The 17,469-nt window shown below is 43.9% G+C and carries 16 protein-coding genes and 1 riboswitch; of the genes, 6 read left to right on the plus strand and 10 right to left on the minus strand.

The features are described from left to right. Positions 1 to 393 precede the first annotated feature (393 nt). Positions 394 to 834, plus strand: a complete 441-nt coding sequence (locus VPNCDNU1_RS09800) for an RNA recognition motif domain-containing protein (protein ID WP_101114508.1) — start codon at positions 394 to 396, stop codon at positions 832 to 834. On the opposite strand, the gene murI is transcribed toward VPNCDNU1_RS09800, so the two are convergent. From murI to VPNCDNU1_RS09815, 3 genes are read right to left on the minus strand one after another with little or no spacing between them, the layout of a single operon-like run. Beyond that, positions 809 to 1,606 (minus strand): glutamate racemase, encoded by a 798-nt coding sequence (gene murI, locus VPNCDNU1_RS09805; RefSeq protein WP_237324113.1) that lies wholly within the window; start codon positions 1,604 to 1,606, stop codon positions 809 to 811. The genes VPNCDNU1_RS09800 and murI overlap by 26 nt on opposite strands. 34 nt (positions 1,607 to 1,640) lie before the next feature. Further along, the gene (locus tag VPNCDNU1_RS09810; protein WP_104400281.1) at positions 1,641 to 2,330 is read right to left on the minus strand and encodes an ATPase; all 690 of its coding nucleotides are present in this window, start codon (positions 2,328 to 2,330) and stop codon (positions 1,641 to 1,643) included. A 43-nt stretch (positions 2,331 to 2,373) separates the two neighbouring features. Next, positions 2,374 to 4,191, minus strand: coding sequence for a TonB-dependent receptor domain-containing protein (locus VPNCDNU1_RS09815; RefSeq protein WP_104400168.1), 1,818 nt, complete (start codon positions 4,189 to 4,191; stop codon positions 2,374 to 2,376). A gap of 66 nt (positions 4,192 to 4,257) precedes the next feature. Next, positions 4,258 to 4,492: riboswitch (cobalamin riboswitch) on the minus strand. Between the two features lie 200 nt (positions 4,493 to 4,692). Here VPNCDNU1_RS09815 and trmA point away from each other — a divergent pair. Continuing rightward, positions 4,693 to 5,802 carry a tRNA (uridine(54)-C5)-methyltransferase TrmA gene (gene trmA, locus VPNCDNU1_RS09820; RefSeq protein ID WP_104400169.1) on the plus strand — a complete coding sequence of 370 codons (1,110 nt, stop codon included), beginning with the start codon at positions 4,693 to 4,695 and terminating at the stop codon, positions 5,800 to 5,802. 50 nt (positions 5,803 to 5,852) lie between these two features. On the opposite strand, the gene VPNCDNU1_RS09825 is transcribed toward trmA, so the two are convergent. Together VPNCDNU1_RS09825 and fabR are read right to left on the minus strand one after the other, a co-directional pair. Continuing rightward, entirely contained in the window at positions 5,853 to 6,224 is a 372-nt protein-coding gene (locus VPNCDNU1_RS09825; RefSeq protein ID WP_101114513.1) for a YijD family membrane protein, read from the minus strand. Further along, on the minus strand, positions 6,214 to 6,882 hold the full coding sequence (fabR, locus tag VPNCDNU1_RS09830; protein ID WP_104400170.1) for an HTH-type transcriptional repressor FabR: 669 nt from the start codon (positions 6,880 to 6,882) through the stop codon (positions 6,214 to 6,216). The genes VPNCDNU1_RS09825 and fabR overlap by 11 nt, the downstream gene beginning before the upstream one ends. A 271-nt stretch (positions 6,883 to 7,153) precedes the next feature. Between fabR and sthA the strand changes: the two genes are divergently transcribed. Beyond that, positions 7,154 to 8,551: a Si-specific NAD(P)(+) transhydrogenase gene (gene sthA, locus VPNCDNU1_RS09835; RefSeq protein ID WP_104400171.1), complete on the plus strand. Its 1,398-nt coding sequence runs from the start codon at positions 7,154 to 7,156 to the stop codon at positions 8,549 to 8,551. A gap of 98 nt (positions 8,552 to 8,649) precedes the next feature. On the opposite strand, the gene dinF is transcribed toward sthA, so the two are convergent. From dinF to lexA, 3 genes are all read right to left on the minus strand, one after another. Continuing rightward, the gene (dinF, locus tag VPNCDNU1_RS09840) at positions 8,650 to 9,921 is read right to left on the minus strand and encodes an MATE family efflux transporter DinF (RefSeq protein ID WP_237324116.1); all 1,272 of its coding nucleotides are present in this window, start codon (positions 9,919 to 9,921) and stop codon (positions 8,650 to 8,652) included. A 130-nt stretch (positions 9,922 to 10,051) separates the two neighbouring features. Next, positions 10,052 to 10,867, minus strand: a complete 816-nt coding sequence (locus VPNCDNU1_RS09845; protein WP_104400173.1) for a class I SAM-dependent methyltransferase — start codon at positions 10,865 to 10,867, stop codon at positions 10,052 to 10,054. Between the two features lie 63 nt (positions 10,868 to 10,930). After that, a complete protein-coding gene (gene lexA / locus VPNCDNU1_RS09850) occupies positions 10,931 to 11,545 on the minus strand; it encodes a transcriptional repressor LexA (protein WP_104400174.1) in 615 nt (204 codons plus the stop codon). Positions 11,546 to 12,127: 582 nt separating this feature from the next. Between lexA and plsB the strand changes: the two genes are divergently transcribed. After that, positions 12,128 to 14,551 (plus strand): glycerol-3-phosphate 1-O-acyltransferase PlsB, encoded by a 2,424-nt coding sequence (gene plsB, locus VPNCDNU1_RS09860; protein WP_104400282.1) that lies wholly within the window; start codon positions 12,128 to 12,130, stop codon positions 14,549 to 14,551. A gap of 63 nt (positions 14,552 to 14,614) precedes the next feature. On the opposite strand, the gene VPNCDNU1_RS09865 is transcribed toward plsB, so the two are convergent. After that, positions 14,615 to 15,079, minus strand: a complete 465-nt coding sequence (locus VPNCDNU1_RS09865) for an ATP-dependent Lon protease (protein ID WP_104400175.1) — start codon at positions 15,077 to 15,079, stop codon at positions 14,615 to 14,617. Between the two features lie 139 nt (positions 15,080 to 15,218). Continuing rightward, complete coding sequence (gene bioH, locus VPNCDNU1_RS09870; protein WP_104400176.1) at positions 15,219 to 15,983, minus strand: pimeloyl-ACP methyl ester esterase BioH; 765 nt, start codon at positions 15,981 to 15,983, stop codon at positions 15,219 to 15,221. Positions 15,984 to 16,061: 78 nt separating this feature from the next. On the opposite strand from bioH, the gene VPNCDNU1_RS09875 reads away from it, so the two are divergent. Further along, entirely contained in the window at positions 16,062 to 16,772 is a 711-nt protein-coding gene (locus tag VPNCDNU1_RS09875) for a ComF family protein (RefSeq protein ID WP_104400177.1), read from the plus strand. Between the two features lie 90 nt (positions 16,773 to 16,862). After that, a complete protein-coding gene (gene nfuA, locus VPNCDNU1_RS09880) occupies positions 16,863 to 17,450 on the plus strand; it encodes a Fe-S biogenesis protein NfuA (protein ID WP_104400178.1) in 588 nt (195 codons plus the stop codon). The last annotated feature ends 19 nt before the right edge of the window (positions 17,451 to 17,469 follow it).

Genomic DNA, 17,469 nt, shown 5'->3' on the forward strand with positions numbered 1-17,469 from the left:
TATATTGTTAAAGAGCTTTTTCTAACTAGCTAGGCGCTCTGCGTCTTGCTGCTAGGGGTGCGTATAATACGCTCCAGTATTTGAGAGTCAAGAATTTTTTTCAAACTTTCTTTTTCTCTCTTACCAGCTCGTCGTGTGACTTCCGTCTCACTCCGTGTCGGTGAGGCGGCATTATAGGGAGATAAGAATGGATGACAAGCCTTTTTTGAAAATTAATTTCCAAGTGAATAATTTTCAATCAAAAGTCGAATTATCGAATAAAATTTCAACATTTGAAGGGTATCACAGCAATTGGTTGGAATTTCATCATGCTTAAACGTAAGATCTGTGTGTCTATTATGTTAATAGCGCTTTGCATCTTATTACTTCACAATTTCAATGTAGTATTCAGATATGAACTCAAAAAAATCTTATTTATTAGTTATCGCACTGGCAGTATTGGGCGCTGCAGCCTTTTCACAAATTGCAGTACCACCAGCTACCGCTTTTATCATTGGCGTTTTTACTTGCGCGCTTATCTTATCCCTTTCTAACCCTTCTTCAGAGCAAGCAAGTAACGACAAATCAGCTACGACCACTCTTTATGTGGGAAATCTTCCTTATAAAGCTAACGAGACCCATGTTCGGCAGTTGTTTTCTAAACACGGACAAGTATTCGCTGTTAGGTTAATGAAAGACAAACGTACGGGTAAACGAAGAGGGTTCGGCTTTGTTGTTGTATCAAGGGAAGATACTGACAAAGTCATTCAAGGATTAAATGAACAGGACTATATGGAGAGAACGCTCAAAGTTAGAGTCGCCAACGACCCTAAACATCCGGAAACGGCTGAATAACGGTTTCGGAAAAACCCATCTTTTTTAATGTAGAGTTAAGTGCATCATCGCCTCGTGGTGGTGCACTACAAAAAATGTAATTTAACCTTTCCCTCTCTAATCCCGTACTGACTTTCAGTAGAAAAGCGACGCGGCGAGCAATAGCGTTACCAGAATCTATCAATACAACGTCTTTCAACACTCGACTAATTTCATCTTTCAGAAGTGGGAAATGTGTACACCCTAAGACCGCAACGTCTATTTGATTAATAAGAGGCGAGAGCAAAGCCGTCATTTCTTTCGAGCAAACCGTTTCCGATCGTAACTTTCGCTCAGCCATTTCCACTAGTTTCGTGGAGCCTAATAGCTTTACTTCTGTGTCTTTAGCGAAGTCTTTAATGAGATCGTGTGTGTAGTCACGTGTAATCGTTGCTGGAGTTGCAATCAGGCCGACGCCTATTTTGGAGATCAATGATGCTGGTTTTATAGCGGGAACCACTCCCACAATAGGAATGGATAACACCGCCCTTAAGTGAGGCAAGACCAATGTGCTGGCGGTATTACAAGCGATAACCACTAAGTCGATATCGTATTCTCGACAATATTGGGTGATCAATGTTTGAACGCGATACACCAGCGTATCGCCATCCAGCTCTCCGTATGGGTATGCCGCGTTGTCAAAAAGATAGAGGTACTCCAATTGCGGAAGCAACGCTTTCAGTTCTAAGTATACAGAGAGGCCTCCAACACCAGAATCAAAAATGAGCACTCTCTTTTCTGTTTTTTTATCCACGTTCGTTCTTACCCCAATAAAAGCTGGACGTATATTACTGGTAAAGTGACTCCTCGCCAATATTAGCCACATAACGTAAGTGGTGAAATCGCTCGGTGCACTCAATGGAAATAGACCGCAAGCATAAATTATGGCTAAAACAAGGAGCCGATGTCACTAAAGTGTGAAATTCACCATTCTCTCCGCAGGGATCTATTCCGTTAGGTAAATTAGTTATCAACTCTTTGCTATACCACTCACCACATAGGCTGGAAGGCAATTTGTTCCCATCCACTGTCACTACAATGGTTTTAATGCCTCTATCCAATATTTCATTCGCTAATTCTGTACTGGGTGTCCCCATCAAGGGAAATACACATTCCCATCCTGCTTTCTCAATATAGCTTTTTCGATATTCAATGATGCCATTACAAAACATGTCTCCAAACGCAACGGCATCTATCTCTAGCTTTGAGTTTTTTAATCCTTTAACTATAGAATTCTGATAAACCTTGTTGGGTGGAAATACTTCTGGAAGTTGAATCGTGACTAACGGCAAATTGGCGAGTTCCGCTTGCATTTTTACAACCGAAATGGGCGTTACCTGAAATGGGACTTCGCCGTCTACGTGAGTCGTGTACAACCCGACAACTTCATATTGAGGGTCTTCGAGTAGACGAATGAGCGTTAGCGTGGAATCTTTACCTGATGACCAACTGATGATGACTTTTTTGGGATTTCTCATATCGTATATTGTGAAAAAAACCGCCCGTAGGCGGTTTTTGTTTTTAGAATTTGTATGATGCATTCAGGTAGAATGCGCGCTCTGGAGCAGGATACCCCTTTGCCGTTTCGTATTTTTCATCTAGTAAGTTATCAATACGAAGACCAGCTGAAAGATCTTCTGATATTGCAAAAGTAGCGCCAAGGTCAGCGGTAGTATATGCCGCTAGCTCTGCCTTACTTGAGTCATAACGCTTACCAACATGATTCGCTGAAATAGACGTTGATAGCTTTTCATAGCTATAAGACACAACCCATTTGTAGTTTTCTTTTGCACGACGAATTAGCTGACTACCGTCTTTTTTATCTTTTGGTTCTTTCCAATCACCGACAACCCTGTGTTCAATAGGACCCGTATCAAAACTCAATTCGAGCTCGATCCCCTTAATTTCAGCGTTATTTACATTGGAAGGTACCCATGAGCCCGAAGGCAATGGCGCCCAAGCAATCATATCTTTAATATCTGAATGGTATGCCGTCAGAGTCCACTCAACAGCTTCATGATAACCACGAATACCTAGTTCTGCTGATTTTGATGATTCAGGCTTTAGTTGATCATTTCCAGAACCGGGCCAGTACAAATCGTTAAAAGTCGGAGCTTTAAACGCTGATCCATAGCTGGCTATTAAATCAATCTCATCATTTACTGCATAACCGCCAGCCAAATTCCAGGTCGTATGGCGACCAAACACACTATCTTTATCTTGGCGTAAGCTAACCTCTAAAGAAAGATCATCAATTTGCTTGAACCCAGTGGCAAAGAAAGCAAAGTTCGATTTTTCAGTTTCTTCATAATCGCTAGAATTTGTCCCACCACGATTTGCTACTTCTTTTGCGTAGTCCAAGCCTGCATTAAAAATGGCATTTTCAATACCTGTATATGTATTTACCCATGTCGCACTTTTTCGTTTAGTAGTTATTTTAGCGCGACCTGAGGCACCATTATCTGCATCGCCTTCAGCACCTTCGCTGCTAGACATATCAAGCTGAACTGATGAATAAAAAGCATCTTGTTGGTAATTCAAAATACCAGCAATGGAATATCCATTTTTCTCTGACTCTTTCTTAGTTCCATTACTATCGTACTCACTTAAACTCTCTTGAGAAAAACCACTAAACGTAGTATCCCAAGAATCATTAAATTTATGTTTAACTGAGCCTAGAAATGTTTTGGAATCATACCCGTGAATATCGTTATCATTGGCTGAGTCACTAACTTTAAACCCATCTGTTTTATCACCACTGATTAAGAAATTACCACGTGTATCTTCAGAAATTTCACCTACAGAGCGCCACCCTGCTTCTGAAAAGTTATTAGAACCGAACCCTGCTTTAGCTTGATGAACCGAACCTGATACAGGGATAGTCGATATCTTAATCACACCACCAATAGCATCCGAACCGTAAACAGCAGCACGAGGACCGCGAATTACTTCAATTTTTTCAATTGCGAAAGTAGGAATAAGCCCTATTGCCGCTCCACCAGATGTCACAGAATTAATTCGAACATCATCCACTATAACCAAAGCATGTCTTGTAGACGTACCACGAATATATATGCCTGCCGTATTTGCCTTTGTACCTTGTGTGTAGAATTCCACTCCAGGTAGAGTTTTAATTACATCAAATATGCTTTGAGCTTGAAGCGCTTCGATATCTTCACGTGTTAATACACTGACTGAAGCTAATACGCTATCAACTGGCTGCTCAAATCGGTTCGCTGTCACTACAAGAGTTTCGGTGTCTACGGCTTCTTGAGCTACAGAAATGGAGGCGTGTGTAAGCAGCGACGCTACTGTGGTCGCTAGAAGAGTTTTTTTCATTGTCATTTCCTAAATCGCGAGAATCCTTCTAAGACCAAGCAGTACGTTTCAACACTGCTAATATCCGCTTGGCTCTTATTACTGGCAGGTATTCGGACTTAAGAGCTCACCCTAGTCTATAGGAATACTAATTCCATACAGATTCAGATACCTAGCACCTCACTTCCCACTTACAAACAATAAGCAGTGTTTGGATTTAATCCGAGGCGTTCGTTCTCTTTTACCGCTGCGCGTCAGTTCTGGATTTCCACCAGATTCCCTTTTCAGTCAAAAATTGACCACCAGCTTGGGCGAGGATACTAGTTCGCAATCTTACGGATGTCTAGACGTATTTCTTATAACCTATTATCACTCTCGTCAATAGCACAAACATTCAGCAAATCTATGGCGGTATGGGTCGATGGGCTATCTCATACGTCAACCAGAAAGACAAAGCTGGACAAATAAAGTGGATTGAATAAAATCTGCGCTCCCTGTACCTAAGCAATAAGGCATGACTCCATGGCGTCACTTGATGTAAACCCAGAGCATTATCAAGCACAACTTGCTGAGAAAACCCAGCGCCTGACTGAGATGTTTGCTCCTTTCGATGCACCAGAACTGGAAGTGTATGAGTCTCCAGGGCAGCACTACCGCATGAGAGCGGAATTTCGAGTTTGGCACGAAGGTGAAGAGCTCTACTACATCATGTTCAACCAAGAGACACGTGAAAAGTACCGCGTGGATACGTTCCCTGCTGCAAGTCGTTTGATCAATGATCTTATGCCCTTATTGATCGACGCGATGAAAGATAACGATACGTTGCGCCGAAAATTGTTCCAAGTGGACTTTTTATCCACACTCAGCGGCGAAATTTTGGTGTCTTTGCTTTACCACCGTCAATTAGATGAAGACTGGATTTCGCAGGCAAAAGCTCTAAAACAAAGGCTCAATGATGAAGGGTTTAATCTCAACTTAATTGGTCGAGCTCGAAAAATGAAAATCGTGCTCGATAAAGATTACGTTATCGAGAAACTTAACGTGAATGGTGATACTTATGTGTATCAGCAGGTAGAGAATAGCTTTACACAACCTAATGGGATCGTTGCTCAGAAAATGTTGGAGTGGGCAGTTGATTGCACTCAAGAGAGCACAGGGGATCTTCTAGAGCTTTATTGTGGTAACGGCAACTTCTCGTTGGCGCTGGCACAGAATTTCGATCGCGTTTTGGCAACAGAGTTGGCTAAGCCTTCTGTCGATTCCGCACAATTTAATATTGAAGCGAACAACATCGACAACGTGCAAATTGTCCGGATGTCAGCGGAAGAATTCACAGAAGCAATGGAAGGCAAGCGAGAGTTTCGTCGTTTGAAGCAACAGAATGTCGATCTGACAAGCTATAACTGCAATACCATCTTTGTTGATCCTCCTCGTGCTGGCATGGACATCGACACATGCAAAATGGTTCAAGGGTACGAACGCATTATGTACATTTCTTGTAATCCAGAAACGTTGAAAGACAACTTAGATATTTTAAGTGAAACTCACCATATCACTCGCTTTGCATTATTCGATCAATTCCCATATACCCATCATATGGAAGCGGGTGTTTTCTTAGAAAGAAAAGCATAAACAAAAAAAACCGCTCATTTGAGCGGTTTTTTTAACTAAAATTCAGTGTTCTACTGAGGTTTCGCGATATACCCCAGCTTCTTACCTACCCAAACGAGGAGAAGCAGCGTCACTATAATCGAGAAGAAATTTGACCCTGACTCTGGGTGTTGCGCCCCTAAGAACGCCGAATAACCAAACGCGCCCACAAAGAAACATGCTAAAGCAACCATTGGGATTTCTTCAGAAACAGGGTGGCGTAGATATTCTTGATACAGATTCTGAACAGCCAATACCAACGCTATCAATGGAAACACAGAGAAAGCCACTTCACTGACTGTCAATGCTGACAACAGGGCATTACCACACATACCCGCGATTAGAGCTAAGAGGAGAGTTTTCTTTTCTGACCCTTGGTCAGCGATAGGAGCTTCATTCGACATTGCTTTGTCCTGCCTTATTCTTCTTTAGTTCATTTTCTTTTCGGTACACATGGGCACCTTTTGCAATCATTCTGAGCTGGGTTATCAAGCGATTCGCCAGTTCAGTTCGTTCATCTTTTTCTAAATCTAGAGCTTCTGCGCCAGAGCTAAAAACCAGTGTGACAGATGCTTCGGCCTGAGTGAAAGCGCCTTCTCTAGATACACCATTGATTACTAAGTATTCAGTAAGTTCCGCAACAAAGTGCTGAATTTCTCGAGCAACAGCTGCACGAAACTCAGACGATGTCCCCGAACGTTCTCGTAATAACAACCGAAAAACGTTTGGGCTGCTCTCGATAAACTCCATAAAAGTGTCTACCGATGTTTTAATCACACTGCCTTCTTTGGCAATACGCTGCCTAGCTTGGCGCATTAATTGACGGAGCAGTAAACCGCCTTCATCGACCATCGTCAATCCAAGCTCATCCATGTCTTTAAAGTGACGATAGAAAGACGTAGGAGCGATGCCCGCTTCTCTCGCCACTTCACGTAAGCTTAGATTAGAAAAACTGCGATCGGCACTTAACTGACTAAAAGCGGCATCGATTACTGAACGTCGGGTTTTTTCTTTTTGTTGAGCTCGGATACCCAAACTCTTTTTTATATTCTCGTTTGTCATTCTTAACTACGCTTTATAGAGAAACTGACCTAACAGGCAAGCCTTACTATACCGTGAATGCAGTAAGAGTCTATGAGACAACCGCGGATACTTTACGGATTTTTCGCGGAAATGCTCGCCTGTTATTCGAAGTTACTGATGACTTCACAAATTCTGATTGAAACACAACGTGATCCTCACCACTGTCTACTGGTGAGACCATTTACCTGTAAAATGAAGTCGTTAAAATATCGCTACAGCAATGTTAACTATCATTACAAAAGGCAAATATATGACCTCAACGCACTTCGATGCAATAGTAATAGGCAGTGGTCCTGGTGGTGAAGGGGCTGCAATGGGCTTAACAAAATCGGGGTTAAACGTTGCAATCATTGAGCGGGAGAGCAGTGTTGGCGGGGGTTGTACTCATTGGGGTACCATACCGTCAAAGGCACTAAGACATGCGGTTAGCCGCATCATAGAATTCAATAATAATCCTCTCTTCTGCCACAATAATTCCAGCCTCCACTCTACGTTTTCCAATATTCTTGGTCACGCTAAAAGCGTTATCGACAAACAAACTCGCCTAAGACAAGGCTTTTACGACCGAAATGAGTGTTCTCTGATTTTTGGTGAAGCTCGATTCATCGCCAGCAATACGATAGAAGTGCTTCAACCCGATGGCACTGTGGAACAATACACCGCAGATAAGTTTGTCATCGCAACAGGTTCTCGCCCATACAGACCAGCCGATGTTGACTTCACTCATGACCGTATATACGACAGTGATTCAATTTTGTCGCTCGAGCACGACCCACGCCATATCATTATTTATGGTGCTGGTGTCATCGGCTGTGAGTACGCTTCTATCTTCCGTGGGCTCGGTGTAAAAACCGACCTCATCAACACACGCGACAGGCTGCTATCTTTCCTAGATAACGAAACCTCCGATGCACTGTCTTATCACTTTTGGAACAGTGGCGTGATCATTCGCAATGATGAAACTTATGAGCGAATTGAAGCCTCCGATGAAGGTGTTGTGATTCATTTAGAATCGGGGAAAAAAATGCGAGCAGACTGTATCCTGTACGCCAATGGACGAACAGGTAATACGGATAAGTTGAATTTAGATAATGTGGGTCTAACACCTGATTCTCGTGGTCAACTTAGCGTGAACACCAATTACCAAACCGATGTAGAACACATTTACGCTGTTGGTGATGTAATTGGTTACCCAAGTCTTGCTAGCGCAGCATACGATCAGGGTCGATTTGTTGCTCAGGCCATCACGAAAGGTCAGGCCGACAATCACCTGATTGAAGATATTCCGACGGGTATCTACACCATCCCTGAAATCAGCTCTGTGGGTAAAACCGAGCAAGAGCTAACAGCTGCGAAGATCCCGTATGAAGTGGGGCGTTCGTCATTTAAACATCTTGCAAGGGCTCAAATTGCAGGAAAAGATATTGGCTCTTTAAAAATACTTTTCCACCGTGAGACAAAAGAAATATTGGGCATTCACTGTTTTGGTGAGCGTGCAGCGGAAATTATCCATATCGGGCAGGCCATCATGGAACAAAAAGGCGAGGCGAACACGATTGAGTACTTCGTCAACACTACCTTTAACTACCCGACAATGGCAGAAGCGTACCGAGTCGCGGCATTGAATGGTTTAAACCGTTTGTTCTGATTTCACAGCTTCAGCGCTTCAAAGCTTCAAAGCTTCAAAGAAAGTAAGAGGGTTAGCATTCGCTGACCCTCTTTTTAAAACGATACTGCATATAAACACTATGCTAGAAACAGATTTCTTCGCCATTGATAGACAAATACAACTGCTAACCCCAGCCCTCTCATCCCCATAAAGCTCAACATAGCCAGCCATAAAGCATGGTTACCGAAGTCAGAAAAAGCGAAAAAGACAAGGAAGAAACTGCACATCGCAACAAACATGCTATTGCGCATTTCTTTGCCTTTTGTGGCACCAATAAAGATGCCATCGAATAGGAAGCACCACATAGAAACCAAAGGCATTGCGATTAACCACGGTAAGTAAACGTTGGCATGTTCTCGTACGACAGGAATGTCTGTGATCATCGAGATCAGCAGCGATCCCCCCAAGGCAAACACCAGCGTCAGCAGTGCGCAAATAATTAAGCTCCAGAAAAACGTTCCTATCAGCGATAGTTTCAACTGCTTTTCATCTTTTGCTCCGATGGCTTTCCCTACCATTGCTTCCATCGCATAGGCAAACCCGTCCATGCCGTAAGAGATCATCATCAAAAAGCTCATCAATACAGCATTTGCTGCCACCACGTCATCACCAAAACTGGCACCTTGGAAAGTCATAAACGTAAACGCTGCCTGTAAACACAATGAACGCAAAAATATGTCGCGGTTAAGACGAACAAACCGCCCCATTCCATTGGTGAGCGCACCTAGTTGGCTGAAAACAGATGGCAGCGCGAGCTTAATCCAAGTGCGATAAACGAAGAATAAGCCTAAAGACATGCCCGTATAGTCGGCCAACACGGATGCCAACGCCGCGCCTTCGACTTTCCAACCAAAACCCACAACGAAAAGAAGATCGAGCACAATATTCGTCATATTGGACACAATCACGATCCACATTGGGGCTTTCGCGTTTTGTGTTCCTAGTAGCCATCCAAGAATAACGAAATTAGCGAGCGCGGCTGGCGCACTCCATACGCGTATTGAAAAGTATTGCTGACCATAGAATTTAACCTGATCGCTCGCGTCACTCAGCGCAAACACCCACTCAGAAACCCATGGGTGAAAGGAAAGGAATAATAACGCGAACATTCCAGCCATCATTAAGCCTTGGAGTAAAACAAGGCAAAGCTGCTCTCCACTTTTTGCTCCCGTTGCTTGCGCCGTTAACCCGGTTGTTGCCATACGCAGGAAGCCCAGCAGCCAAAATGACACACTTATCATCGTGCCGCCCAATGCTACTCCACCCAAATACCATGCATGATCTAGGTGCCCGATAACCGCAGCATCCACCAACCCAAGTAAAGGAATGGTGATATTGGACAAAACCATAGGAATAGCGAGCCAAAGCACTTGCTTGTGCAAAGACCAATTAGAAAGAAAGGATAGGTATTGAGATTTAATCACGTGGAACCTCGACAATTAAGGCATCGAGGTTAGCGTTTAGCGATTGATTAATCAATCACCATCGCATGTGCAGAAGGACAGGGGTCATTCGGTGCTTGAAGAAGGACATTTTTGATAGCCAGCGTTGCCAGCGTTTCCATCGGCTGCAGTTTTTATCCATAGGAGAATGGACCGTAACCCATTGGTACCAAGGAAGCCAGTTAAGCAATTTCTCTTTAGGTCGGCTGATTGCGTGCTTGTAACCACCGCCACCGAGCTTTTTACCCCAATGAGAATTCGCTAAGTCACCCGCCAAAACAAAACACGCTTGAGCATGAATAAATCGACGACCCAATGTTCTAATAAACTGAGCAACTTGAGATTCATCGCAATCAAGGAGTGCATGCTCACAGACGATAAGAACAGGGGAAGATTCAGGAACGGGGAAATCGTCAAGCCAGTCGGTATCCACCACACTGCCACATCGAAGTTGATAACGCTCACTTGGATGAAAAAGCTTTTGCCGCCAGAGTAAATTTTCGCTGATATCAAGTTCCAGCCAATGACAACGACCGTTATCTAAACGGTAGAAGCGGGTATCCAATCCAGCTCCAACGTTCAAGATCCAAGCTTCAGGGTTATCCATCAAAAAGCTTTTCACTCTTTCATCACACAGCTGGGTTAGAGTGGCATTCAAAAGTTGCTTCTGATCAACATCGCCAGACAAACACTCAGGCGCTAACTCACAACGCTGACACGCACTAGCAGCAATAGGATCGTAAACCAATCCATCGTCAACCAAGCTTTCTCTGCTTCGCAACCACATAGGTTGAAGCAGATTCGCTGGAATCTGGTAGTGAGACTTAGGTCGTTTGAAGTGAGGTTGTGTCATTATCATCTTCCCTACAATAATAGCTAGATGATAATGACTATCATTTAATAATGCAAAATTTAATTACATCCAATCTGCATTTCTGATAACACCAACGGCAATACCTTCAATCGCTAAGTGCTGCGATGTGAGATCAACTTTTATCGGTTCAAACTCTTCATTTTCAGCATGAAGCAGAACCGTGGAGCCTTTGCGCTCAAGACGCTTAACCGTAACGTCTTCATCGACTCTAGCAACAACAACCTGCCCGTCACGCACATCTGAGGTTTTATGAACAGCCAATAAGTCGCCATCCATAATACCAATATCTTTCATGCTCATACCATTAACACGAAGTAAAAAATCGGCTTGCGGTTTAAACATGGCCGGGTCAACTTGATAATGTGTTTCAACGTGCTCTTGAGCCAGAATAGGCTCACCTGCTGCAACCTGACCAATCAAGGGCAAACCGTCTTCTTCTTCATCTTCTAGAAGAATTCGGATGCCGCGTGAAGCACCGGGAATAATCTCAATCACTTCTTTTCTGGCAAGAGCTTTTAAATGTTCTTCTGCTGCATTGGCAGAACGGAACCCCAACTCACGGGCAATTTCTGCACGAGTGGGTGGCATACCGGATACATCGATCTTATCTTTGATTAGATCGAAAACTTGTTGTTGGCGCGGCGTTAATGGCTTCATGATCCACCTGTCTTTTTATACAGTTAACTGTGAGTATATCCAGTAAATCGACGAAATCAAAGACAATTGTCTATTTTTTAACGGGTTTGTTGTTTTACATTCATGCTATCTCCATTTGCCTTCGATATGCTTTGCAAAATAAGGGCTCGATTCATCTCCGTTTCATTGATGCGAGCCGATGTAGCGCTTTAGAGATAGTGACAAATTTGAATAAAAGGTTAGACCAGTTTCTGCTATCCTTGCAGCGCAATTAATCAAGTGGTGATGTTTTAGGGGCTGTTTATCTTTCGAGATGATTTTTGCAGCAATTTGTGGGTGATTTATACAAGGCAGAGCTCATTCGGTGTAGTCGCTCTACATCAATGAGCGATAACGCAGTAGAAATAAGCCACAAATGCTGCTCGAAGGGTTCGTTTCTATGCCTTTTACTCTTTGTTGCAAGGTATTTGCTTAGAATGACTAGGCGTCACACCTTGCGCCGCGATTAAAAGACATAGAACTCGAACAAAATTTAACCACGAAAGATAAGCAGCCCCTATACAAATCGCCATCGAAACAAACATGTTGAGGCAAACATTCGCTATGTCTTCTGGACAATCTCTTTCTCGAGCTTTGATGAAGTTACCTTTGTCGGTATTGGTAAAAGGGACAACTATCCCATCGAATCCGGTGGAAGATTTGGGAATCGATATTTCCAAACCCATCGTTTACGCACTGCCGTTTCGTTCTAACGTCGACCTACTGACGTTCCAAAGGTATGCCCTAGAAAAAGGGTTACCTGATCCATTGGCTCCGCTGGAAATTAATGGTCAACCGTTTGGACGTTTTGTGTTTACCTCTTCACGACCGACGTTGATTCAAAATGATCACGATGCTCCCTCTGAGTCCGTTGATTTGTTTACGAAGCTGCTCGGATTACACAACAGTGACAGTGACTTAGATGTTCAAGTACTGCCTGTAAGTGTACTTTGGGGCCGAAAACCAGGAAAAGAAGAGAACCAAAAACCGTACCTTGAAAGTTTAAATGGTCCTCAAAAAGCAAAAGCATTACTGCTTTCAGGGCGAGACTGTCTAGTGCGATTTAGCCCTGTGGTTTCGCTGCGTTCAATGGCAGATAGCCACGGTACCGACCAAGAAATCGCTCACAAATTAACACGAGTCGCTAGAATTCATTTTTCTCGCCAAAAATTGGCGGCGTCGGGTCCAAATCTTCCTAACCGCCAAGTTTTGTTTCAACGCTTATTGAAATCTGAAGCCATTAAAAAAGCGGTCGCAGACGAAGTCAAAAGCAAAAACATTAGCCAAGAAAAAGCCGAAAAAGAAGCCAAAGCGATCATGGATGAAATCGCCGCCGATTTTTCTTATTCATTGGTGAAACGCGGCGACCGCTTCTTAGGTTGGTTGTGGAACAAGCTGTACCAAGGTCTCAGCATCAACAACGCTTCCACAGTGCGAAAGCTGGCGCAGGATGGTCACGAAATTGTGTACATACCGTGTCATCGTAGCCATATGGATTACCTGCTGTTGTCCTATGTGTTGTATCAAGAAGGGATGGTTCCACCGCACATTGCAGCTGGGATTAACCTGAACTTCTTCCCGGCGGGTCCTATCTTCCGCCGAGGAGGGGCGTTCTTTATTCGTCGCAGCTTTAAAGGCAATAAACTGTATTCCACGATCTTCCGTGAATATCTTGCAGAACTGTTTGCCAAAGGGTATTCCGTCGAGTACTTCAGTGAAGGTGGTCGTTCTAGGACAGGGCGCTTATTGCAAGCGAAAACTGGCATGCTAGCCATGACGATTCAAGCAATGCTTCGAGGGTTAAATCGCCCCGTGACTCTAGTGCCTGTCTATATCGGCTACGAACATGTTATGGAAGTTTCTACCTACGCAAAAGAACTCAGAGGCAAACGCAAAGAAAAAGAAAATGCGGGCCTTGTTCTGAAAACATTGCGCAAACTTCGTAACTTTGGGCAAGGGTACGTCAACTTTGGCGAACCTATTCCACTGAACCAATACCTTAATGAACATGTACCAGATTGGACAAGCGACATAGACGCTGTTAACAGCCCTAAACCCCAATGGATGACTCCCGTGGTTAACCATTTGGCTGAGAAAATGATGACGCACATAAACAAAGCGGCGGCCACTAATGCTCTAACCTTGTGTGCTCTTGCTTTATCGGCATCCAGGCAACGTGCTTTGTCTCGCGAAACTTTAGTTCAACAGGTAGACAGCTATCTTGCGTTGCTTCGCCAAGTCCCTTATTCCTGTACCAGCACTACACCAGATAACAATGCGGAAGACTTGGTTCATCACGCCATAAGTTTAGATAAGTTTGTCATTGAACCAGACAGCATGGGCGACATCATTTCACTTGATCGCCAACAATCCATTCTGATGACGTACTACCGAAACAACATTATCCACTTGTTTGCTATTCCCTCTTTGATAGCTCAACTGGTTGTTCAGCATGAGAATATCAAACTGTCTGCAATCGTGGATTCAGTCACAACCTTGTACCCATTCTTAAAGAAAGAGCTGTTTATCCATTATGACGAAAGTGATATCTCGGATGTAGTTAACAAGACAATCGAAGAATTTGCTCGACAAGAACTGGTGATTCTCAATGATGGAAACGTGTCCTTAAGCCAATGCCGGATACAATCTCTGATTTTGTACGCCAGAACCATACAGGAAACGCTACAGCGATATTCCATAGCGATTACCCAACTCGTAGCGGCACCTGAATTGGGCAGAACGGAACTCGAGCAACACAGCCAACAAGTGGCACAGAGGCTTGGGCGTTTACATGGTATCAACGCACCAGAGTTTTTTGACAAAGGTGTATTCGCCGCTCTATTTAGTACTCTGAAAGAGCAAGGCTACTTGGATGTCGATGGACAATGTGATTTGGACAAGACCAAACAGTTGGCAGAAACACTTTCTAAGCTACTGCCCACGGAAGTAAAACTGACCATACAAGAAAGCCGGCAATCAGAAAGTTAAAAAGCGCTCATAACGTTAAAAAAAGAGACCACCGAAAAAAGGTGGTCTTTTTGATTTGGCGATTTAAGTAATCGCAATCACTTCTGATGGCGTATGAGGCGCGACAGAATGCCCATAATGGTATTTAATAATGGTGCGGCGTTTCGCCATCTTCCCTTCATTAATCGCATCGTTCAGCACACTGGCTGGCAAACGGAAACGGATGGTATACCCCTTTCCTTGCTGGGCACTGTAAGATTGCAGTGCAATTAAATCAAACAACCGTTCAAGCTTATCGATAGGCTCTTCGTGATACTCAGTTTCTGCATCGGAATCCAACTCGTAGTCGGGATGGTCATCTGCATTCCAAGTGGCACGTTTTCGACGCCTTTCCTCTAGCGTTGCCTTTCGCTCTGCACTCGACTTGGTCAATTCTGTAGCGGGAGCCACAGGCTCTTTGACTTTATTGTCTCGTGCGACTTGTTCGGTTTGTATATTGACCGACGGGGCAATCAGCGGAACGCTGGCACTGGTCGGGTTCACTAACATAACAAACCTCCCACAACGGTAACGTTGCCGTGAAACAAGTATATAACGAGCCTCACGACCTCTTGCCAATAATGGCAATGGCAAAACCAACCTGGTTACAGTTTAGCCTGCTTACTCTTATAACGGCAGATTGTTCAATTTATTTACAGAAGTCGGTGATCTTTTCACAAAACTGTTCGAGCTCTGTCATAAAAGGAGCGTGCGAAGATTGTTCGAACGTGTGCTGATGGCTGCTGGGAGCCCATGTTTGCATGTCTTTTGACACTTTAATGGGGACCAGTCCATCTAAGCGACCGTACATTCGGAGATAAGGCACATTGATCTCAGCCACTTCCGCTCTGAGATCAACATTCGCTAACATGTCTAAACCCGCTAGCAGCACTTTAGGATCAGGTAGTGGGCGTGATAGCACTGCTTGTTTTAATTGCTTCACATCTTGGCGAGCGGATGGACTGCCCATGGCTTGGAGTGCCATGAAACGTTCAACGGTTTGCTGGAAATCCTCAACCAACTGCTCTGTAAATAAGGTCAGTACGTTAGGCTGAATACCACGCCAAGGCTTTTCGGCTGCAAATTTTGGCGAGCTGGCTACCGTGATCAACTTGGTGACTCTTTCGCTATGCTTTAGTGCTATGTGGGTTGCCACTAAACCGCCCAATGACCACCCGACCCAAATTGCTTTTTCAGGCGCATCTTGCAGAATGCTATTTGCTATCGTTTCTAGATCTTGTGCATGAACTTGATGACTATGCCCATATCCAGGTAAATCAACCACATGAACAGAAAAGTGGCGAGCCAAGCGCTCTGCCGTTTGTTGCCACACCGCACCATTCATTCCCCATCCATGAAGCAATATCAGATCGGGCCCCTGTCCGAATGATTGCCAATACAACGATGTTGTCATGCTTTTTCCTTAAAACGTATTTAGTACAGCGAGTGTATTTAGTAACATATTCAACATAATGAATACAAAAGACTTAGTATGGCTTTTTCTCACTGGCTGAAAATTCAAATTCACCACCATTTTAAACTTCAATGCCCCTCATGTGGTCTGAACATTGAGGAAAGTACACCAAAAACCAGATGGTGTGACGCTTGTTTAGGTGATCTGAGAGAAAAACACCGATGTTTACAATGTGGGCTGCCCACTTTCAATACGGTTGAACAATGCGGTCAATGCCTCTCTACCCCTCCACCATGGCGGCGCTTACACTGCGTCGGAGATTATCAGCCACCATTATCGAACTATATTCACAGCTTCAAACATCAACATCAATTCTGGTTGTCTGGTGATCTAACCTATCTCCTTGCTGAACAAATTTCTCAACCCGCAGAAATTATTACCTCTGTCCCACTCCATTGGCGTCGGCAACTGTGGCGAGGCTATAATCAAAGTGATTACCTAGCGAAATCATTATGTCAGCACCTTGGTGTCACCGAGCGCTTTGATAACCAAATATTCAAACGTATAAAGCACACTAGTGCACAACAAGGGCTCAATAGAAAAGCCCGCCTTCTCAATCTAAAAAACGCATTCACTCTCGATTCGTCTCGCGTGGCAAAACACATGGCGATTGTTGATGACGTAGTGACAACGGGCAGCACTATCCGACAATTATGCCAATTACTACTTGATGTTGGAGTAGAAAGGGTCGATATTTACTGCGTATGCCGAACCCCTGATCCGACCTAGTGTAAATAAGTTATGACTTAAAAAGCTGGATCGAAATATCGACAGGGGTAAAATGGTTAAATACTTTACAAAATCACTCGGGTATTGGTCGTGTCAAATACAATTACTATTACGGAAAACGCACAATCGCACTTTGGGAAATTGCTTGAGCAGCAACCTGAAGGCACAAACATTCGTGTCTTTGTGGTAAACCCAGGAACGCAAAACGCTGAGTGTGGCGTGTCTTACTGCCCACCAGAAGCTGTGGAAGCCAGCGATACTAAACTAACGTTTGAACTCTTTTCTGCGTTTGTCGACGAGCTAAGCCTGCCATTCCTTGAGGATGCTGAGATCGACTTCGTCACAGATAAAATGGGGTCTCAGCTTACACTTAAAGCGCCCAATGCAAAAATGCGTAAAGTGTCTGATGATGCATCATTAATGGAACGAGTTGAATACGCCATTCAAACTCAGGTTAACCCTCAGCTGGCAGGACACGGTGGTCATGTTAGCCTTATTGAAATTTCAGAAAGCGGTGTCGCACTGGTTCAATTTGGTGGTGGCTGTAATGGTTGTTCCATGGTTGATGTTACTTTGAAAGAAGGCATTGAGAAAGAACTCTTGGCTCAATTCGAAGGTGAGTTGACAGCGGTACGTGACTCTACCGAGCACGACCGAGGAGAACATTCTTACTACTAAGCTCTAAATAGCCGCAGGT

It is taken from the genome of Vibrio penaeicida (assembly GCF_002933855.1).
Lineage (GTDB): Bacteria > Pseudomonadota > Gammaproteobacteria > Enterobacterales > Vibrionaceae > Vibrio > Vibrio penaeicida_A.